At 37.7% G+C, this 21,888-nt stretch carries 19 protein-coding genes and 1 other annotated feature; all 19 genes read left to right on the top strand.

Annotated elements, in window-relative coordinates; translation table 11 throughout:
• The first annotated feature begins 370 nt into the window (after positions 1-370).
• The 19 genes from FR7_RS12865 to FR7_RS12775 all read left to right on the top strand — a co-directional run bounded on the left by FR7_RS12865 (position 371) and on the right by FR7_RS12775 (position 21,885).
• On the top strand, positions 371-1,714 hold the full coding sequence (locus tag FR7_RS12865; protein ID WP_007934950.1) for an anaerobic C4-dicarboxylate transporter: 1,344 nt from the start codon (positions 371-373) through the stop codon (positions 1,712-1,714).
• Between the two features lie 148 nt (positions 1,715-1,862).
• On the top strand, positions 1,863-2,030 hold the full coding sequence (locus FR7_RS12860; protein WP_007952603.1) for a hypothetical protein: 168 nt from the start codon (positions 1,863-1,865) through the stop codon (positions 2,028-2,030).
• A gap of 85 nt (positions 2,031-2,115) precedes the next feature.
• The gene (locus tag FR7_RS12855; protein WP_026084506.1) at positions 2,116-2,673 is read left to right on the top strand and encodes a nitroreductase family protein; all 558 of its coding nucleotides are present in this window, start codon (positions 2,116-2,118) and stop codon (positions 2,671-2,673) included.
• Positions 2,674-2,775: 102 nt separating this feature from the next.
• Positions 2,776-3,933, top strand: a complete 1,158-nt coding sequence (locus tag FR7_RS12850) for a DEAD/DEAH box helicase (RefSeq protein ID WP_007934947.1) — start codon at positions 2,776-2,778, stop codon at positions 3,931-3,933.
• A 228-nt stretch (positions 3,934-4,161) separates the two neighbouring features.
• Positions 4,162-5,079 (top strand): putative sporulation protein YtxC, encoded by a 918-nt coding sequence (gene ytxC / locus FR7_RS12845; RefSeq protein ID WP_007934946.1) that lies wholly within the window; start codon positions 4,162-4,164, stop codon positions 5,077-5,079.
• A gap of 356 nt (positions 5,080-5,435) precedes the next feature.
• Positions 5,436-7,346, top strand: coding sequence for a threonine--tRNA ligase (gene thrS, locus FR7_RS12840; protein ID WP_007934945.1), 1,911 nt, complete (start codon positions 5,436-5,438; stop codon positions 7,344-7,346).
• Positions 7,347-7,406: 60 nt separating this feature from the next.
• Positions 7,407-7,532 (top strand) — a sequence feature (ribosomal protein L20 leader region).
• A 28-nt stretch (positions 7,533-7,560) separates the two neighbouring features.
• Entirely contained in the window at positions 7,561-8,079 is a 519-nt protein-coding gene (gene infC, locus FR7_RS12835; RefSeq protein ID WP_071524641.1) for a translation initiation factor IF-3, read from the top strand.
• A 15-nt stretch (positions 8,080-8,094) separates the two neighbouring features.
• On the top strand, positions 8,095-8,292 hold the full coding sequence (rpmI, locus tag FR7_RS12830; RefSeq protein WP_007934943.1) for a 50S ribosomal protein L35: 198 nt from the start codon (positions 8,095-8,097) through the stop codon (positions 8,290-8,292).
• A 33-nt stretch (positions 8,293-8,325) separates the two neighbouring features.
• Positions 8,326-8,682, top strand: a complete 357-nt coding sequence (rplT, locus tag FR7_RS12825) for a 50S ribosomal protein L20 (protein WP_007934942.1) — start codon at positions 8,326-8,328, stop codon at positions 8,680-8,682.
• Between the two features lie 193 nt (positions 8,683-8,875).
• A complete protein-coding gene (locus FR7_RS12820) occupies positions 8,876-9,724 on the top strand; it encodes a class II fructose-bisphosphate aldolase (RefSeq protein ID WP_007934941.1) in 849 nt (282 codons plus the stop codon).
• Between the two features lie 131 nt (positions 9,725-9,855).
• Positions 9,856-11,211, top strand: coding sequence for a TrkH family potassium uptake protein (locus FR7_RS12815; RefSeq protein ID WP_007934940.1), 1,356 nt, complete (start codon positions 9,856-9,858; stop codon positions 11,209-11,211).
• A gap of 13 nt (positions 11,212-11,224) precedes the next feature.
• Positions 11,225-11,884 carry a potassium channel family protein gene (locus FR7_RS12810; protein ID WP_007934939.1) on the top strand — a complete coding sequence of 220 codons (660 nt, stop codon included), beginning with the start codon at positions 11,225-11,227 and terminating at the stop codon, positions 11,882-11,884.
• Complete coding sequence (locus tag FR7_RS12805; protein ID WP_007934937.1) at positions 11,881-12,684, top strand: TrmH family RNA methyltransferase; 804 nt, start codon at positions 11,881-11,883, stop codon at positions 12,682-12,684. Before FR7_RS12810 ends, FR7_RS12805 begins: the two co-directional genes overlap by 4 nt.
• 393 nt (positions 12,685-13,077) lie before the next feature.
• On the top strand, positions 13,078-14,100 hold the full coding sequence (gene pheS / locus FR7_RS12800) for a phenylalanine--tRNA ligase subunit alpha (RefSeq protein WP_007934936.1): 1,023 nt from the start codon (positions 13,078-13,080) through the stop codon (positions 14,098-14,100).
• A 39-nt stretch (positions 14,101-14,139) separates the two neighbouring features.
• Entirely contained in the window at positions 14,140-16,575 is a 2,436-nt protein-coding gene (pheT, locus tag FR7_RS12795; protein ID WP_007934934.1) for a phenylalanine--tRNA ligase subunit beta, read from the top strand.
• 182 nt (positions 16,576-16,757) lie between these two features.
• On the top strand, positions 16,758-18,146 hold the full coding sequence (locus FR7_RS12790) for an amino acid permease (RefSeq protein ID WP_007934933.1): 1,389 nt from the start codon (positions 16,758-16,760) through the stop codon (positions 18,144-18,146).
• A 150-nt stretch (positions 18,147-18,296) separates the two neighbouring features.
• The gene (locus tag FR7_RS12785) at positions 18,297-18,551 is read left to right on the top strand and encodes a cell division protein ZapA (protein ID WP_007934931.1); all 255 of its coding nucleotides are present in this window, start codon (positions 18,297-18,299) and stop codon (positions 18,549-18,551) included.
• A gap of 66 nt (positions 18,552-18,617) precedes the next feature.
• Complete coding sequence (locus tag FR7_RS12780) at positions 18,618-19,244, top strand: DUF421 domain-containing protein (protein ID WP_007934928.1); 627 nt, start codon at positions 18,618-18,620, stop codon at positions 19,242-19,244.
• A gap of 133 nt (positions 19,245-19,377) precedes the next feature.
• A complete protein-coding gene (locus FR7_RS12775) occupies positions 19,378-21,885 on the top strand; it encodes a U32 family peptidase (protein ID WP_007934927.1) in 2,508 nt (835 codons plus the stop codon).
• The last annotated feature ends 3 nt before the right edge of the window (positions 21,886-21,888 follow it).

Genomic DNA, 21,888 nt, shown 5'->3' with positions numbered 1-21,888 from the left:
TTTAGGATGCGGCAGGGTTATTAATGTGCGAATATCTTCTAAATGAATTTATATTTAGAAGATGTAATAAGAGTGTTAGACCTTAGGTTGTGATGTAATAAAATCACAGCCTTTTTTGCGTAAAAAGACTGCTGTTACTGAAAAAATATAATGAAAATGAGATGATTTGAATTAAATAACTAAATTCAAATTAAATAACTAAAAAAACCGGCGAAATCCTGCGAAATCGAGATATTTCGCAGGATTTCGCCATATTAATGGCAAACATGTATAAGGTGAAAAAGAGGAAGGCAAAGTATAACGCAAAAGTGGAAATATTTGCTTTTGCGACCTTGTTAGACTCTTAAAAGAAAGGGGAATTGTAAATAATATGATTGGTTTGGAGTTTTTAGTGGTCTTAGGCTGTTTGATCTTAGGCACTCGTTATGGTGGAATGGGATTAGGGTTAATTAGTGGTATCGGTCTTTTTATTCTTACTTTTGGTTTTAATCTGCAACCTGGTCAACCACCCGTCGATGTTATGCTGACGATTTTAGCAGTAATTGCTTGTGCTTCTGTATTGCAAACTGCTGGAGGTTTAAATGTGATGATGAAGGTTGCGGAGCGTATATTACGCCGTCACCCTTCTTACATCACGATTTTAGCCCCACTCACTACTTGGACATTGACGTTTTTATGCGGTACTGGTCATGTCGTTTATACAATGTTTCCTATTATCTATGACATTGCGGTTAAAAAAGGAATTCGCCCTGAAAGACCAATGGCTGTTGCTTCCGTTGCATCTCAAATGGGAATCGGCGCATCTCCTGTATCCGTTTCAGTTGTGTCGATGGTTTCGATTCTAGCTCAATCCCATGGTGTAGGTAGTGCGATTGGTCTTCTTGATTTGTTGTCTGTTTCTATTCCGTCTACATTGTTGGGAGTTATTGTTGCTGCTCTTTGGAGTATGAACCGTGGTAAAGATCTGGACAAGGATGAAGATTTTCAAGCAAAAATTCAAGATCCAGAGCAAAAGGAATACATTTATGGAACTTCCGATACTCTATTAGACAAGGTATTCCCAAAAGAATCCTATTGGGCAACTTGGATATTCTTTGCTGCCATTGGTGTTGTTGTTCTATTTGGTGCATTCCCTAATTTACTTCCTTCTTTTGGTCCTGTTGGAAAATTGAAGCCATTATCAATGAATCTGGTTATCCAGATGTTGATGCTGATTGCAGGTGCTATTATTCTGATTGTTTGTAAGGTGAATCAACGGGAGATATCCAATGGTCCTGTTTTTAAAGCCGGTATGGTTGCAATTGTTTCTGTATTTGGTGTAGCATGGATGAGTGAGACTTTCTTTCATGCACATTTCGCCTTATTGAAGAGTACATTGGCGGGTGTTGTTGCTAGTCAGCCTTGGATGTATGCTATTGTATTGTTCCTAGTTTCAAAATTAGTGAATAGTCAAGGGGCTGCTGTTGCTGCAATTGCTCCTTTAGGTCTTAGTTTGGGAGTCGACCCCAAAATGATGGTAGCCTTTTTCTCCGCATCCTATGGATATTTTGTTTTACCAACCTACCCTAGTGATTTAGCGTGCATTGGATTTGATCGGTCGGGTACTACTCGAATTGGTAAATATATTATCAATCATAGTTTTATTGCTCCTGGTCTGATTGGTGTAGGGGTTGGATGTCTTACAGGCTATTTCTTAGTTAAAATACTCATGTAGCTAAAAAGTCTCTCATCTTTGATGAGGGACTTTTTAGTCATTATAGGAATAAAATGATGAGTCTTGAGAAAAAATATTGATATATTATGTAATTTATACGATAATATTAATATATGAAGTATTATTATCAGAAGTGGAGGAATCACTAGTGTGTCCATTTAAAGGTGACTGTTCTATGTTTTGTCCGCCAGAGCTTTATCGCGAAAGGCACAAAACATGTGCGAGATATATGGCCGCCAGTAAAGTTGGTATGGCAGCCGTACCTCATGAAATGTCAGCGATTAATTATGCTTTAATCCAAACGTTAAGAGGGTAAACGTAGTCTAAAGTGCCGCCTCACATTGAGGCGGCACTTGATGCATGCTGGCGAAACCATTATATTATATGAGGGAGTGTTTTTTATGAATGAAGTGATTCGTACCATTAAAAATAGACGTAGTGTACGTATATATCGAGAAGAGCAAATTACAGAGGAAGAGTTACAGGTTATAGTGGAAGCTGGTTTGTGGGCTCCTAGCGGTCATAACATGCAGCCATGGCATATTACTGTTATTCAAGATAAAGATCTTCTATTGCATATGAGTAACATAGCCACTAAAGAAATGGCACAGTCTCCGCTTGAATGGGTTGCTCGTATGGGAAAGAGCGGACGTAACCTCTTTTATAATGCACCGACTGTACTTATTGTGTCAGGTAAACAAGAAGATGAGGTTATGCTGAATTCAGCTGTTGATTGTTCTGCTGCTATTCAAAATATGCTCTTAGCTGCAGAATCGCTGGATATTGGTTCTTGTTGGATTGGATTAATTCGCTTCTTTTTTGCTCAAGAGGAAGAAGTCAAAAAACTGCTGTTGCCAGAAGGTGTCAAACCGCTATATGCTGTTTGCCTGGGTTACAAGGGAAGAGCAAATGGAAAAGGTCCGGAACGTAAAAGTGGAAATGTTAGCTATATTCGTTAATAGAATGTTTGGAAAGCGTTATTTGTAGATAGAGTAAGGATAAATCGAGTATACTAGTCTTATAGGAAAATGTGGCAATACATGTATGAAGAGGGGAAAATAATGAGCGAATTATTTGAGAAGATCGGCATTTCTGCCCAATTGGCAGCAGGTTTAGGGAAGGCGAAAATTGTTGTCCCGACGGCAATACAGACGAAAGTAATTCCTTTGTCTTTAGCAGGCAGGGATATAATAGGTCAATCGGCAACGGGTACAGGTAAAACACTAGCTTATTTATTGCCTCTATTTCAAAAGATTGATGTGAGCAAACGAGAGATGCAGGTTATGATTCTTGCCCCTACCCATGAACTTGCTATTCAAATACAGCGGCAAATTGAACTATTAGCGAAGAACTCAGAAATTGCTGTAACGTCTACTCCTATTATTGGGAATGTAAATATAGCTAGGCAAATAGACAAATTAAAAGAGAAGCCACATATTATAGTGGGATCTAGTGGGCGGATATTGGAATTGATACAAAAAAAGAAGATAATGTCTCAGACAATCAAAACAATTATTATTGATGAAGCCGATCGTTTATTAGATGACAAAAATGTGGATAGTGTAAAAGCCGTTCTAAAGACTACGCTTAAAGATCGGCAGATTCTATTATTTTCGGCTACGATAACTTCAAATACGTTGGCAATTGCTAAAGGGATCATGCGTGACCCAGAGATCATTACAATTGCTGAAGAAAGTAACGATAGACCTGATATTTCACATATGTATTTTGTGGCAGAGCAGAGAGATAAAATTGAAGTCATACGTAAAATGGTACGACTTATTAATGCTAAACGTGCATTAGTTTTTATAAATAAAAGTGATGATATCGAAGAAACTACTGAAAAGCTTATATATCATGGACTAAAAGCTGCAAGCATACATGGAAGCTCTGTAAAAGGAGATCGTAAGAAATCATTAGAAGATTTTCGCAAGGGGAACGTTCAATTATTAGTTGCTTCTGATGTAGCAGCTCGCGGACTGGATATAGTCGGTATTGATTATGTATTTAATTTAGATTTGCCTGAAGACCCTCAAGTCTATTTACATCGTGTAGGAAGAACTGGGCGAGCGGGAGAAAGTGGTATCGCCATATCGATTATTACCAAGCAGGAAGTCGCTTTAGTTCATAAATACGAGAAGCTTTTGAAAATAAACATCGTAGCAAAACAGATGGAACACGGAAAAATATTTGATAAATATAAAGCAGTTCGTAAGTAGAAATGAAGTATAGGGCTTGGCATTTGCCAAGCCTTTTTTTATTTTTTATAGGAATTATAAATATTAAAGATGAAAAGGCTAGTAATCGTATCTGTTTCTTCTTTGTGTTCTCTGCATTTTGACGGTTCTATTATCGTTTAGGATGAGTCAAGGTCTTCTTATTATATTTTTGACTTGTATGCAAATATAATGTGATACATATAATATAATAGGAAGGGAGTGAGGGTGGTGAAATTGCTTTCGGTTGGTTTAAGCGGAACAACCCATGATATCCGAGAAAGATTGCAATTGGATTGTAAAACATTAATTAAAGATGGATATAAAATAGCGATTGATGAGACCAATAAAGGACATTATACGTTTATTGGCTGCAATGTCATGGAAGGAGAATTGTCTTTTCGTAATTATGAACGGATTAAAAATGCAGTAAAACATCATGTTGCTAATATGCTGGCTGAATTAATTATTTCAAGAGAAGAAAAGAAAATTGTTTATAAAATTGTTGAAGATAATTATTATTATTTTTCTGTAGAAGAGCGTAAGATTATTTACGATAATACATTGCAGTTATTAAATGATAATTATGGTGTGGTTGCGGATTTTGGTTTTGGTACGCGCAGCAAGAATATAGTGGAAAAAATTGCTGAATATCTTAACGCTCATCATGAGCTTGTATTAGAAGGATTTATCAATTTTAGATTGAAAGAATATCGGGAGAAACTGGCTAGAGTAGTAGATACAGCTGTGGATGACTTTATGATGGAATTAGAATATCAAGAGTTTATTCGCGTTTTGCGATATTTTGTTACGATTCAGGAGCCACAGGTAGAGGAAGTACACGTAGTAATCATTAATTCTGGTACGTACAAAATTTTAGATGAACAGGGAAATTTAATTAGTAATCAAAAATTAGAAAATTTTGTGCTGGAAAATGATGATTCAATCAATCATGAAGACTTGCTTATTACAGCCCTTATTACGATAGCACCATATAGTGTTATGGTTCACGTAGAGGATCATAATCGTGCTGCGACTAAGAGTTTGGTAGATATTATAAAGAACATCTTTGATGATAGGTTTATGATATGCAACGGATGTGACTTTTGTATAAATGCCTATAAAGAAGATTTTATGCCTACCCATTAACCGCTAATGTAGATATTGACATTCATCCTGAAAATAGCTATTATTAGACTAATACTAGTAAAAGTAATGCAAAGGACAAGACAATAGTGTTACTGTTGTTTCAGAGAAAAGATGTCACCGGCTGTAAGCATCTTTACGTACACCATTATTGTTACCACCTTTAAACTGCTATGCTGAATGTTTTTTTGCTATAAGAAGTAATAGCTATAAAACGGTAAGCTGTGCCGGGTAATTCCCGTTATCAATGATCAAGATGGGCTTTTGCCAATCAGGGTGGAATCGCGGGTTACAACTCTCGTCCCTATAGGGATGAGGGTTTATTTTTTTATTTAGGAAATTTCTAAGGAGGATCATCTATGAAAAAGATACAAGTGACATTGAAAGATGGAAGCATACGTGAGGTTGAACAAGGAACTACATTAGCTGAATTTGCAGCATCCATTAGCCGCAGCTTGGCTAAAAGTGCCGTAGCTGCAAAAGTGGATGGGCATGTGACTGATTTACCAATTCAATTAAATAACGATGCAAAGGTTGAGTTTGTTACATTTGAAGATGCTGAAGGACGTGACGCTTTTCGTCATACTTCATCACATATATTAGCTCAGGCAGTAAAACGTTTATTTACGAATGTCAAAATTGCAATTGGTCCTGCTATTGCAAATGGATTTTATTATGATTTTGATGTAAATGAGGCTTTTACTCCTGAAGATTTAGAAAAAATTCAAGCTGAAATGGAAAAAATCGTTAAGGAAGATTTCCCTATTGAAAGAATGGAAGTTAGTCGTGACGAGGCGATCCGTATCTTTGAAGAGTTAGGTGAAGATTATAAAGTAGAACTAATACGTGATTTACCAATTGATGTAGCGATTTCCATGTATAAACAAGGAGAATTTATTGATTTGTGCGCAGGCCCACATCTTGCTTCTACTGGCAAGGTTAAAGCCATTAAGTTGCAAAGTGTGGCTGGTGCCTATTGGCGCGGTGATGAAAAACGTAAAATGTTACAGCGTATTTATGGTACTTCTTTTGAGAAGAAGGCTGATTTAGATGCATATCTGACGATGTTGGAAGAGGCTGCAAAGCGTGATCATCGTAAATTAGGGCGAGAACTTGATTTATTTAGTATACAAGAAGAAGGTCCTGGCTTTCCGTTCTTTCATCCAAAAGGTATGGTGCTGAGAAATGAACTTGAAAACTTCTGGCGCAAATTGCATTTTAAATATCGATATCAAGAAATTAAAACCCCTATTATTCTGAATCAAAAATTATGGCAGCAATCAGGTCATTGGGATCATTATAGGGAAAATATGTATTTTACTACTATTGATAATGAAGGCTATGCTGTAAAGCCTATGAACTGTCCAGGAGGAATATTAGTTTATCGTACTCAGCATCATAGCTACCGGGAGCTTCCCCTTAGAACAGCGGAATTAGGGTTGGTACATCGTCATGAGATTTCAGGAGCGCTGCATGGCTTAATGCGAGTTCGGAGCTTTACTCAGGATGATGCTCATATCTTTATGCTGCCTTCTCAAATCAAAACAGAAATACAGGGTGTAATTGATTTATTTGATGCTGTATACAGTACTTTTGGTTTATCATATCATGCAGAGTTAAGTACAAAACCTGAAAAAGCTATGGGATCTGATGAGGTGTGGAACCTAACGACTAATGCTCTTAAAGATGCTTTGGAAGAAAGAGGCATGGAGTATCGCATAAATGAAGGTGATGGTGCGTTTTATGGTCCTAAAATTGACTTTCATTTAAGAGATTCTATTGGACGTACTTGGCAGTGCGGTACGATTCAATTGGATATGCAGATGCCGGAGAAATTTGATCTTAATTATGTGGGAGAAGATGGGCAAAAGCATCGTCCTGTTATGATTCACCGTGTAGCCTTCGGCAGCATAGAGAGGTTTATTGGGATTTTAATTGAACATTATGCTGGAGCCTTTCCTGCTTGGCTGGCACCAGTACAGGTTAAGATATTACCAATTACTGATCGGCAGGCAGCATATGCTCATAAGTTGGCAGCTACTATGTTTGAGCAAGAGATCCGGGTTGAGGTAGATGACCGCAGTGAAAAAATTGGTTATAAGATTCGTGAGGCACAAATGCAAAAAATCCCATATACACTAGTTGTTGGGGATAAAGAAGTTGAGTCAGGTAGTGTCGCTGTGCGTAAGCGTGGTCAAGGTGATATTGGTGGAAAACCTGCTAGTGAGTTTATTTCCGATCTTTTAAAAGAAATAAAGGAAAAAGCTTGAAAAATAGTGCTTGACTTTCGATATTCCTAATGTTAATATTATCAAGTACTCAAGAATATTGAGTCTAAGTAGAAGCCATCCGCTTCTCACCTTGCAACGCATTAGCAGTTCGTAAGGTTATGACAGCATGTATGATTATGCTTTTGTTGCGGGTGGTATTTATACCATCCGTTTTTATTTATATGTAGCCAAATTTATCAGGGGGTGAGCGACAATTAGCAAAGACACATTAAGAATTAACGAGGAAATCAGGGCTAGAGAAGTTCGTTTGACTAGTGCAACTAATGAACCATTAGGTATTGTCCAACTAAGAGATGCGCTGCAGATGGCAGCAGAACAACATCTTGATTTAGTAGAGGTAGCACCAACGGCTAAGCCGCCTGTATGTCGTATTATGGATTTTGGTAAATTCAAATATGAGCAGCAGAAACGGGAGAAAGAAGCCAAGAAAAAACAAAAGGTTGTCACTGTCAAAGAAGTAAAACTACGTCCAAACATTGAGGATCACGACTTTGATGTTAAATTTAAAAACGCTCAACGCTTTCTCGAAGATGGTGACAAAGTAAAAGTAACCATCATGTTTCGTGGACGGGAGTTGTCCCATCCTGAACTAGGGAAGAAAGTTTTGGATAAAATGGCCAGCCAAATTAAAGACATTGCCAATATTGAGCGCGCGGCTAGGCTTGAAGGAAAAAATATGATAATGATTCTGGCACCTAAGCCACAGAATTAAGAAGGGAGACCAATTATGCCAAAAATGAAAACACGTAGAGCTGCTGCTAAACGCTTTAAAGTTACTGGTAGCGGTGAGTTCAAACGTTCTAAAGCTTTTAAACGCCACATCCTTGAGAAAAAAGGTCCAGCTCGTAAACGTAATTTACGTAAAGCTGGTTTGGTTAGCAAATCTGATCATGAACGCGTATCGAAAATGCTTCCTTACGCCTAAAATTGACATATATTAAATAGGGGGTACAGCAACATGCCAAGAGTTAAAACAGGCGTGACAGCACATAAACGTCATAAAAAAATTCTTAAGTTAGCTAAAGGTTATAAGGGTTCTAAGAGCAAGCTGTTTAAAAAAGCAAATGAAACAGTAATGAAAGCTCTATATTATGCTCGTCGCGATCGTCGTGCGAAAAAAGGTGAATTCCGTAGATTGTGGATTTCCCGTATTAATGCTGCGGCTCGTTTAAATGGTCTTTCTTACAGCAAATTGATCAGCGGTTTGAGTAAAGCCGGTGTAGAAGTAAATCGTAAGATTATGGCTGATTTTGCAGTTAATGATACAGCTGCTTTTGCTAAACTTGTTGAAATTGCTAAAGAGCAACTTAAATAGATATCAAAATCCTAGACTTTGGTCTAGGATTTTTTATTTTACACGAATGGGATCATTGTTCGTTGAGTAACTTTAATAGATGAGGAATAAAATTTTTTAATATTCAAAATATATGCAGGTTTTTAAAAAAAGTTTCGCGAATATAATAGAATCAAACTTAAAGTAAAATTTAACCGTAAGGAGGGATTTTATTTTGGCGTTAGTAACGATGAATCATTTACTTGGCGATGCCCGTAATCGAAAGTATGCAGTTGGCGGTTTTAATGTATTTAATTTAGAAACATTATGTGCGGTTGTAGAAGTGGCAGAAGAATTGAAAACACCATTAGTACTTGGAATTACGGAACGGTTTTTCAAGTTTGTTGATGTAGATACCTTAAGCGCGGCTATGGTTCGTGCTGCACAAAAATCATCAGTACCGATAGCTCTCCATTTGGATCATGGTCATACTTACGAAGGGATTATTAAAGCAATTCGTTGGGGATTCACTTCTGTTATGTTTGATGGATCTGCTTTGCCTGTTAGCGAAAATTTGAAACGTACTAGAGAAGTTACACGTATAGCCCATTCCCTCGGCGTTTCTGTCGAAGGTGAATTGGGCTATGTTGGTTGTTGCGAGCATGTAGAGGATATTAATGAAGACAATATTGTGACATGTGATGTGGCCGCTGATTTTGTGGATAAAACTAAGATTGATGCTTTGGCTGTTTCAGTAGGTAATAAGCATGGAGCATATCGTGGTACGACAAAACTAAATATTACCAGATTAGGTCAGTTGAATACTGTTGTTAGCGTGCCATTAGTTATGCATGGAGGATCGAAATTGAGTAGTGACGATTACTCTAATTCTATAAAATGTGGCATTAGTAAGATTAATATTCCTATTGATACGTCTATGGCTGCAAGTGAAAAACTTAAAAATGAGCTGCGTGACAATCCGGGAGCTAATTATATATTTTTGATGTCTGCAGTTAAAAAAGGCGTGAAGGAATCAGTTAGTAAATATATGTTCCACTTTAATTGTATTTCTAAAGCTATATAAATTAAATATTTATACAAAACACACATTTTCAAAAGAAAATGTGTGTTTTTTCTTACTAGTAGTGGTAAAATATGTTGGTATCGTTGGATATGGCACTTATAAATGCTATTTGAAATTTGGAGTGAAGTATTTTGATCGTTCATACTAGATTTGCAAATTTATTTGACATTTCGCAGTGGAAGCTAACGCCTTATCAAATTTTAGCTTTGGGTTTTGCGGGGTTAATCGTAGCTGGAGCCTTGTTATTGATGACACCTGTGGCCTCGACAACTGGTCAAGGTTTATCTTTTATTGATGCCTTATTTACAGCGACCTCAGCGGTATGTGTAACTGGTTTGGTAGTTGTTGATACGGGGACTTATTTTTCTATATTTGGGCAAATGGTAATTATTGTTCTTATTCAGGCCGGAGCTCTAGGAATTATGACAATGGCTACATTAATGGCGCTGATTATGCGTCGTAAGATTCAATTGCGTGAGCGCCTGATTATGCAGGAAGCTTTGAATCATATGACAGTATCAGGTGTTGTTCGACTAACCCAATATATCATTTTCGCTACATTTTTGCTTGAATTTATTGGTGGAACAATCTTAGCAATTCATTGGTATTCTGATTTAGGTAGCACAGGTATTTATTATGGTTATTGGCATGCAGTATCTGCTTTCTGTAATGCTGGATTTGACTTGTTTGGCAGTAGTTTAACAAGCTATGTCGATGATGTTACTGTAAATCTTACGGTTACCTCTTTGATTATTTTAGGCGGTCTTGGCTTTACTGTAATTTTTGATGTTTGGAATAATCGACGATGGAAGAAGCTTTCATTACATACTAAGTTGGTACTTATTACTACTTTTGTGCTACTTATTTTTGGTACCGTAGTTATTTTATTGTTAGAAATGAATAATCCAAATATTCTAGGCGAACTATCCTGGAAAGGTAAGATTCTTGCTAGTTATTTCCAATCTGTAGCACCAAGAACTGCAGGGTATAATACAGTTGATATCGGTAAAATGCAGGATGCTACCTTGTTTTTTACGATTATCTTGATGTTTATTGGTGCATCTCCTGCTTCAACAGGTGGTGGCGTAAAGACAACAACTCTTGGAGTAATGATTGCGGCAATATGGGCTTTAATTACAGGTAAGCATGATGCTGAGATATTTCGACGCCGCATTAACCAGAATATCATCTATAAAGCCTTTACCGTGTTTTTTATTGCTGCAACATTAGTTATTATTGTAACAATGATGATGAGTATTAGCGAAGAATTCTCCTTTTTAAGGATATTATTTGAAGTGGTATCGGCGTTTGGAACGGTGGGGTTGTCTACAGGTATCACTAGTTCATTAACTGTACATGGTAAACTGTGGCTTATTATTACTATGTTTGCAGGTCGGATAGGTCCTGTGACATTCGTTTTAGCTTTGGCTTTACGTAGTAGAAAAGGGGCAATACATTATCCTGAGGGTAAGATTAATATTGGTTGAGGAGCAGATTTTTATGAAGAACAAAAAACAGTATGCTGTTATCGGATTGGGGCGTTTTGGTACTAGTGTTGCGATTACTTTACATAAAATGGGTTATGAAGTATTAGCAATTGACTCAAGAGAAGAACGAGTTCAAGAATTTAGTGATGAAGTAACGCATGTTGTACAAGCAGACACAACGGATGAAGATACATTATCAGCCCTAGGTATTAGAAATTTTGATGTGGTTGTTGTTGCGATTGGGGAAGATATTCAGGCTAATATTTTAACCACATTACAACTTAAAGAATTAGGGGTTCCCTATATTGTTACAAAGGCAAAAAATACATTACATGGTAAAATGCTGGAGAAAATGGGTGCTGATAGAGTTGTATACCCGGAACGGGATATGGGGCAACGTGTAGCTCATAATTTAGTATCGAGTAATGTAATGGATTATATTGAACTTTCACCGGAATTAGGAATTGTGGAAGTTCGTGTTCCCAAGGCTTTAGTAGGCAAAACACTGGCTGAAACAGATTTACGGGCAAAATTTGAAATTAATGTTGTTGCTATTAAAAGAGAAGAAGTAGTAATTGTGCCACCCTTACCAAGTGAAAAGTTTACTGAACGTGATATTTTAGTTGTTGTGGGAGGGATGAAAGGGATACAACGCTTGGAGGAACTAGCATGAAGGAAATAATTACTAGCAGTCAGAATCGATTTATAAAACTGGCTGCTTCACTTAAAGAAAAGAAATTTCGTGATGAGTTAGGTTTATTTAGTATTGAGGGTGTTCGATTAGTAGAAGAGGCTGCCCAGGCAAATTGGTCAGTGGAGGCGTGCGTTTATATAACAGGAGCAGAAGAAGATCAAAGGGTGCACGATGTGTTGTTATTATTGCAGTCAAAGAACTGTCGTATGATTGAAGTTTCAGCAGCTATATATGGAAAAATAACGGAAGTAAAACAACCTCAAGGTATCATGGCAATTATGAAAAAACGTGAGTATCGGTTAATTGATTGTCTTGCTAATGTAGAAAAACCGCTTTTGGTGGTGCTTGATGAAGTTCAGGACCCTGGGAATGTGGGGACTATAATTCGTACGGCTGTTGCCGCTGGTTGTACAGGAGTAATATTGACAAAAGGCTGTTCTGATGTTTTCGCTGCTAAGGCAGTAAGGGCTAGTATGGGATCTTTGTTCTATGTACCGATATTCGAGGGGCTCAGCCAAGACGAAGTAATAAATTCTTTGGATAAGTATGATATTCGTATTTTAGTAACATCTTTGGAGGATTCTACCATTTACTTTCGGACTGATTTTAATCAATCTGTGGCTGTCGTATTTGGCAACGAGGGCAATGGTGTCAGTAGAAAGTTACTCGAGGTTGCAATAGAGAGGTTACATATTCCTTTACTGGGGAATGTAGAATCCTTAAATGTTGCAGCTTCGGCAGCTGTTATTTTATATGAAGCGGTGCGTCAGCGTCAGTAGTCTTTTATTGTAATATGGGATATAATGTGCTATAATTTTGCTGATAAGGAGCTGTTAGTGTTATATTGTTTAACTGCTCTGTAGAATTGAAGATATATAGTGAGATAAAGTTGCTATATTAAGGTAACTACAATGATAGAGAAGAGTATGTTAGTGCCAGTTTATACAGGGAGGATGCTGTCGTAGATTGAGAACAGTTCCAAAACGGTTAACAGAAGTTCGCTCTGGAGTAATCTGTGCTGAAGAAATGATTTTTGTGTAAGCCAGACGTTCCTTTCTGCGTTAAAGAAAGTTGAGTACTAATTAGGGTGGTACCGCGGGAGTAAGGCTTTCGCCCCTTGCAGGGGTGAAGTCTTTTTATTTTTATCTATAATGATGTTTTAGGAGGTACACATGGAACAAGAATTACAATCCTTAAAGCAATTGGCTTTGCTAGAGTTATCACAGGCAGATAATATGGATGCATTAAACGAGCTTAGGGTTAAATATTTAGGGAAAAAAGGGAGCTTAACTAGTGCCTTAAAGGGAATGGGAGCGTTGAGCGCCGAAGAGCGTCCGAGAATTGGACAAATTGTAAATGATATTAGGTCTGAATTAGAAAATATTATTCAAACGAAAAGTGAAGGCTTTAAGCAAGCTGATCTAGAAAGAAAGTTGGCTTCTGAGAAGATTGATGTTACGTTGCCTGGGAGAAAGGTAAATGTAGGGCATCAGCATCCTTTAACTGTAACCCTTGTACGCATAAAGGAAATATTCATGAGAATGGGTTTTGCCATAGCAGAAGGCCCAGAAGTAGAACAGGATTATTATAATTTTGAAGCACTTAATTTACCTAAAGATCACCCTGCACGGGATATGCAAGATTCTTTCTATATTACAGAAGAGTTTTTAATGCGTACTCATACTTCACCTGTACAAGTTCGTACTATGCAGGCAGCAGTACCAAATCAACCTATTCGTATCATAGCACCTGGAAAAGTATATCGTCGTGATTATGATGCAACTCATTCTCCGATGTTCCACCAAGTAGAAGGGCTAGTAATTGACAAAAATATTAGCTTTGCTGATTTAAAAGGAACTCTAGAATTGTTTATTCATGAAATTTTTGGCAAAGATGTTGGCGTGCGTTTTCGTCCTAGTTTCTTTCCTTTCACTGAGCCTAGTGCAGAAGTAGATATTTCTTGTGTTATGTGTAGTGGTGGAGGATGTCGAGTTTGCTCTGGCACTGGCTGGCTAGAAATATTAGGTGCGGGAATGGTACATCCTCGCGTACTTGAGATGAGTAAATTTGATCCAGAACAAGTGAGTGGTTTTGCTTTTGGTATGGGCGTAGAACGAATTGCAATGCTACTATATGGTATTGATGATTTACGGTTATTTTATGAGAATGATTTACGTTTCTTAAAACAGTTTTAGTAAGAAAATAATGATATACAATCTTAAAGGGGGATGGGTATGCAAGCACCAATAAAATGGCTAAAAGAGTATGTTGAATTTTCACAAACACCCGAAGTATTAGCAGAGATGCTAACAATGGCTGGTATTCCGGTGGAAGGAATTAGCTACTTAGGTAAAGATATTGAAAAGATTGTAACTGGTAAGATTCTTGAAGTAGAAAAGCATCCTAATGCTACGAAATTGTCCATCTGTAAACTAGATGTTGGAACTGAAGTTCTGGTTATTGTCACTGGAGCAAACAACATTGCAGTGGGAAATATTGTTCCGGTAGCTTTAGTTGGTGCTAAGTTACCAAGTGGGCTGGAAATTAAAGCAAGTGAATTGCGCGGTGTAATGTCGTATGGCATGTTGTGTTCTACGGCAGAATTGAATATTGACAGTAAGTTGTTGTCTGCAAAGGAAAAAGAAGGTATTTATATCTTATCTGAAGACACAGCTGTTGGTGTTGATATCAAAAAAGCGTTGGGGATGGATGATGTAGTTCTAGAATTTGAATTAACGGCAAATCGGGCAGATTGTTTTAGTGTAATTGGTTTAGCCCGAGAAGTTGCAGTTTTGACAGGCAGTACGTTAAAAAAACCAATGATTCACTTACATGAGACCGCAGCGGAAAAGTCTGCTAGTTTAGTAAAGGTTGCTATTGAAGAGCCTTCGTTATGTTCTCGGTTTGCTGCAAGGGTGTTGCAAAATGTTAAGGTTGGCCCATCACCAAAATGGCTAAAACACCGTTTGCAGGCTGTGGGAATGCGATCCATTAATAACATAGTTGATGTAACCAACTACGTTATGTTGGAAATGGGACAGCCAATGCATGCTTATGATTATAATTTGGTTTCAAAACATAGCTTGACAGTGCGAAAAGCACAATCTGGTGAAAAGATTACAACGTTAGATGGAATTAAGCGTGAACTCACTTCTGATATGTTGGTAATTGCGGATCAAGTACAAGCTGTAGGGATCGCAGGTGTAATGGGAGGGTTAGCTACAGAAGTCACTAATAATACTCAAAATGTAATATTAGAAGCAGCTTCTTTTAACGGAGTAAGTATACGCCGTACTTCAAAGGCTCTTGGTTTGCGTTCAGAAGCATCAGGAAGATTTGAAAGAGGTGTAGATACGGTTAATAGCATTCGTGCTCTAGATAGAGCAGCTAAGTTATTAGAAGATATGGGAGCATGTAAGGTATGTCCAGGACTTGTGGACAGCTATCCTACCATGGTACTGCCGCGCCAGGTTAGCTTTATCCCCCAGAAGGTAAATGCTTATCTAGGTACAGATATTAGTAAAAGTGAAATGCTGAATATTTTACGAAGTTTGGAATTTGCAATTGATACACATTCTGAAAGTGATAAAGTAATTGTGAATGTGCCTACATGGCGCAACGATGTACAGTATCAGCCTGACATATGTGAAGAAATTGCTCGAATTTATGGTTATAATAAAATCCCTACAACAACTCCTGATGGTAATATTTTACGTGGTGGGCAAGAATATGCCCAGTCGATTGTTGATGTAATAAAAACAATTTTAACAGGAGCGGGTTTGGATGAAATTATTTCTTTGAGTTTTACTCATCCGCAAGTATTGGATAAATTAAATATTGCAGATGATCATGTCCTACATCGTGCCATTCGCGTGCTGAATCCTATCACGGATGATTTTCCCATATTAAGGACTACTTTATTAGGTGGTGTATTGGAAACCATTGTCCGTAATCTTTCTAGAAAAAATGATGATATAAAAATTTATGAACTTGGGGCAGTATATTTGCCCGAAGAACTTCCTCTAGATTCGTTGCCTAAAGAGCCTTTGATGCTCTGTGGCGCATTAGTAGGTAAACGCAGTGAACTGTCTTGGAGCCAAGGCAAGGACAATGTTGATTTTTATGATGCCAAGGGTATTGCAGAGGTATTACTGGCTGGTTTAGGAATCAGTGATTATCATGTAACAACAGGTGAACATATGTCTCTGCATCCAGGAAAGACGGCAGTATTCACCAGAAATAGTAAGATATTGGCAACTGTTGGTGAACTACATCCGAAAGTGGCAGATGAATTTGATATACATCGTAAAGTATATATATTTGAGGTTGACGTCGAAGCTGTAGTGGATTGTGTAAATTTACTTGCCAAGTATGAACCATTACCTAAATTCCCGGCTATTCAAAGAGATGTAGCAGTAGTCTTGCCTTTAACTATTTCTGCTGATCAAGTAAGAGAAGCTATCATTACCAGCGGGGGTCCATTGCTTAGTGATGTTCGCTTGTTTGACGTGTACGTTGGTGAACAAGTAGCTGATGGTTCGAAAAGTCTAGCATTTTCATTAATTTATAGGGATAAGATGCGGACTCTTACAGATGAAGAAATAGATGTGTACTACAAGAAGACAATTGATCACATAGAGAATTCATTGGCGGCTAGAATTCGTAGTTAGTACAAAATGTCTCCTCTGAAAACACGAAAAAATCTTTACCTATGACTTTACTTGTGTTATCCTGTTAACGGGATAGCTATTTAGGCGTTTATAAACGTTTAGATTTTGATAGATCTGTCCTTGTGGGCAGGTCTATTTTTTTGAGATTTTTTGTGATTTATAAAAAAGAAAGGTGAAGCTTAATGGGGATTTTTCGTACCAAAAGTATCAGCGAACTTTTACAAGGGGCTGAGAAAAAAGGCTTAAAGAAATCGTTAGGTGCAATGGATTTAACACTTCTTGGAATTGGTTGTATTATTGGTACTGGTATTTTTGTTTTAACTGGAGTAGCTGCAGCTAAATATGCTGGCCCTGCATTAGTACTTTCCTTTGTTCTTTCAGGATTGGCTTGCGCCTTTGCCGCCTTAGCCTATGCTGAGTTAGCCGCAATGGTTCCCATTTCTGGTAGTGCTTATACGTATACATACGCTGCATTGGGAGAAATTGTTGCCTGGATTGTAGGCTGGAATCTAATTTTGGAATATTCTGTAGGTTCTAGTGCTGTTGCAGCTGGATGGGCTGGCTATATGGTAGGTCTTTTAAAATCAGGTGGTATTGAGGTGTCAAAGGCCTACACTGCGGTACCAGCTGATGGCGGTATTGCAAATGTGCCAGCGATGTTAATTTCTTTCTTTTTAAGTTTGCTTTTGGTGCGCGGCACCAAGGAAAGTGCAACACTTAATAAAATTTTAGTATTGATAAAGTTGGCTGCGGTTTTTATTTTCTTAGTTTTGGCAGGTCCAAAAGTGAATGTTGCAAATTGGGATCCATTTATGCCTTTTGGCTTTTCGGGAGTAGCTGCTGGCGCTGCTATTATATTTTTCGCATACATTGGCTTTGATGCGGTAGCAACAGCAGCAGAAGAATGTCATAATCCGAATCGTGATTTGCCAATTGGTATTATTGGCTCTTTGTTAGTCTGTACTATCTTGTATATTATCGTTGCTGCTGTATTAACAGGTGTCGTACCTTATAGTGAATTAAATAATGCAGAGCCTGTGGCCTATGCATTGAGGGCGATAGGATATAATATGGGATCTGCATTAGTTGGTACAGGTGCTATATGTGGTATTACGACCGTATTACTAGTATTAATGTATGGTCAATCTCGTATTTTCTTTGCAATGTCTCGTGATGGCTTGATCCCGGCTAGTATTTCTAAAGTCCATCCTCAATATGGAACACCCCATATTATTACAATTGTTGGTGGAATTGCAGTAGCCTTGGTCGCTGGATTTACTCCTATTGGAATTATTGCTGAACTTACCAATATTGGAACATTATTTGCTTTTGCAGTAGCTTCTGTAGGAGTTTTAGTGCTGCGGCACACTAAGCCGGAATTAAGACGACCATTTCGATGTCCTGCAGTTAATGTAATCGCTCCTTTGGCTGTTATTTCCTGTGGTTATTTAATGTATAATTTGCCTTACGAAACATGGGTGCGGTTTTTTGTATGGAGTGGAATTGGTTTTCTAGTATATTTTTCATATGGTAAAAACCATAGCTTACTTAATAAAAGTGAGAAGGCATAAGATAATACAAAAAAGGCAGTTTATGACTTATCTCATAGCTGCCTTTTTTGTATTAATAAAGACAAATATGTTTTCTTTGCTACATATGCAGGAAATCATATTTGTCAGGTCGAATGTAGAATTAGTAAAATAGGTATTATAGGTGACGTTATGAATGAAAAAAAACATAAAGTAACAGTTGAAATCTTTGGTGAAACCTATTGTTTAAAAAGTGATGTCAAACTTGAAAAAGTAATTGCCATTGCTGCAGAAGTCGATTCTCGTATGAAGACAATTGCACAGAAGAATTTGCGATTATCTCCAGGTAAAGTGGCTGTGCTAGCGGCACTCAATATTGCAGAGGCATATTTAGATTTAGAACAAAATTATAAACAATTGATTCGAATGGTAGAAGAAGAAAAATAACTGACGCTATCGTGCAGTATAACAGGCTTTTTGATTGTTAATACTACAATTAAAAGGAGTGATATGGTGTTTGAAACTGCCGATGTTGGTCAGATTTTATTACATATAGTGGTGTTATTTACTATAGCTCTTATCGTTGTTCGTTTAATGGGAAATCGTACAGTAGGGCAGTTGTCGCCTTTTGATTTTGTTATTATGGTAGGCATTGGTGACATCATTGTTACTGCATCTATGGACAAAGCACAGACTATACTCAGCGGCATAGAAGGATTAGTTGCTCTTTTGGCATTGCAGCAATTGATTGCTTATGTATCCTTAAAAAACCTTACTTTACGGAAGTGGGTAGAGGGTACGCCAATTACACTTGTTCAGGATGGAAAAATTTTACGAGAAAACTTTATCAAAAATCATTTCAATTACGATGATTTACGGCAAGAGCTTCATAAGCAAGGGATGGATATGACTAATTTGTCAGATATCAAATTGGCACGATTGGAAAGTTGTGGAGTTTTTACTGTTATAAGAACTCCAGACAAAGAGCCTTTAACAAAATATGAACTTGAGTTGTATTATAAAAGTATTTTTGAGAACCCCTTAAGTCCGTTAGGTCAGAAATGGGCGAGATTCGAACAATTTATATCAGATGTACATGATGTAGCAGAGTATATAAAAAGACAAGAAAAGATTAAGTAGATAAATACTATGCCTGTATCAAGGTACACAAAGTACACACAAAGAGGGCGTGTGCCATCTTTGTGTACTTTGCGTCTTTATGTGGAGATGTTTTTATATTATAGGGCAAGGCTTTTGAAAGGAATGAATTTAAATGATAGAGTTATTAGCTCCTGTTGGTAGTCGAGAAGCTTTAATTGCAGCCGTAGAAGGTGGTGCCGATGCCGTATATTTAGCAGGAAAAATGTTTGGTGCTCGAGCTAGCGCGCCTAATTTTACTGATGAGGAATTAGTAGAAGCTGTAAATTTGGCTCATCTGCGTAGTGTGAAGGTTTATGTGACTGTAAATACCCTTGTTGATAATAGTGAAATACCTGCATTATCGCTTTATTTACAGTATTTGTATAGAATTGGTGTAGATGCGATTATTGTTCAAGATATTGGCGTTTTTAAAATAGCAAAGCATATTATCCCTGAGATGCCAATACATGCTAGTACACAAATGACAGTACATAATTTAGAAGGCGTAGAGCTTTTGACGGAGCTTGGCTTTCAGCGGGTAGTAGTATCACGAGAGTTATCAATGGATGATATTCGACATATTTGTAAGAATGCAGCTACAGAAATTGAGGCTTTTGTCCATGGTGCATTGTGCATTTCATATTCTGGTCAATGTCTAATGAGTAGTATGATTGGTGGGCGAAGTGGTAATCGGGGACGTTGCGCCCAGCCTTGTCGTTTGCCATATACCCTTGTAGATGAAAAAGGAAATGATTTACTTCTAGAAGCGGATGCCGGTGAATATCTTTTAAGTCCTAAAGATTTAAACACATTGGATTTGATACCTGAGCTTATTCAAGCAGGTGTAACCTCTTTTAAAATTGAGGGACGCATGAAGAGGCCAGAATATGTAGCAGTGGTAGTTGATACGTATAGGCGAGCGATTGATGCCTGTTTGGTGAATCCAGATGCCTATGTTATTGCAGAGCAGGAGCAAAAAGAACTAGCACAAATTTTTAATCGTGAATTCACTACAGCTTACTTAAAGAACCATCAGGGACGTAAGATGATGAGTGATCGTCGTCCGAACAACCGGGGGGTGCGTATTGGCCGGGTTAGCGATTATCAGCATCAGGAACGAGTTGCAACTATAAAATTAGATGAACCTTTATATATCAATGATATTGTTGATTTTTGGGTAAAGGTTGGTGGCAGGGTTAGTGTAACCGTATCATCTATGGTGGTAAATGGTCAGAAAGTGACTAACGCTCCTGCTGGGGCAGAAGTAGCAATTCATGTGCATGCTCCTGTGCGCATAAATGATCGAGTCTTTAAAGTCTTCGATGCGGGTTTGATGGAACGAGCACGAGCTTTTTTTACTGAACCCAATGCAGTGAAACGTGTAGCAGTTGATATTAAAGTAACTGTACAGGAAGGTCAACCTTTGGAAATTAGTATACAAGATAGAGATGGTTTCTGTAGTCGGGCTAGGACTTCTTTTATTGCTCAAAGAGCTATTAAAAGGCCCTTGACTTCAGAAGTAATTGCCAAGCAGGTCGAACGGCTGGGATCTACGATCTTTAGCGTAAATACCTTGGAATGCAATATAGTTGGTGAAGTGATGGTGCCAATTAGCGAGATCAATGATGTTAGGCGCAGAGCAATTGAAGAATTAGAACAAGCTCGCTTAATGCCTTTTCAACGTGAAGATTTACCTAGAAAAAAATATGTTGCACGAGATTTTCTATCATCGAATATAATTCGGGATAAAGCTGGCGTACAGCAGCCTTTATTGGTGGTAAATGCAGATACGATTGATAAAATTAAAGTGTCTTTAGAATCCGGTGCAGATTGCATTATGTTTGGCGGAGAAACCTTTGATCATAAAATCATCACTCCTGAGATATATGGACGAGCTGTAGCGATGGTACGCGAATATGGTAAGCAAATTATTTTAAATACTCCTCGTATTATAAAAAAATGGCAGATGGACGAAGTGAAGAGGGAATTGGCTTTATTTGAGGAATTACAGCCAGATGCTGTTGCAATAGGCAATTTGGGGACATTGCATATTGCCAAAAAGATAACAAACCTGCCACTCCACGGTGATTATTCATTAAATATATACAATGATGTATCAATAGATTTTTTAGCTGCACAAGGTATTTCCAGTATGACCTTATCACCGGAATTAAATTTTTCCCAGATTGAAGAGCTGGCTAGCGATCAAAAGGTGGCTTTAGAATGTTTAGTTCATGGCTATGTAACATTAATGGTATCGGAGTATTGTGCGATAGGAAGCTATCTTGGCAAATTAGGTACAGGAAAATGTAATCAGGCTTGTTTACGCCGTGACTATTGGTTAAATGATCGTAAAAATGAAAGATTTCCAGTGGTGACGGATCAATATTGTCGTATGCATATACTAAATGCAAAAGAATTAAGTATGTTACCTCATGTACCTCGATTTGGTTTAATAGGAATTAAACGTATCCGAATTGAGGGAAAGAAGAGTACGGTTAATCACTTGGGTAGAATCAGCAAACTATACAGAGAACTATTGGATCAAGGAGAAGATCATCCCTTGCTTGCGCAGGATAAAATGAAAACTGCTGAACATGAAGATATCACCCGAGGGCATTATTTCCGTGGTGTATTATAAAGA

The organism is Pelosinus fermentans DSM 17108, assembly GCF_000271485.2.
In the GTDB taxonomy this organism is placed as follows: domain Bacteria; phylum Bacillota; class Negativicutes; order DSM-13327; family DSM-13327; genus Pelosinus; species Pelosinus fermentans.
Note: the sequence above shows the minus strand (reverse complement) of the source record. Positions and strands in the feature narration are given on the sequence as shown.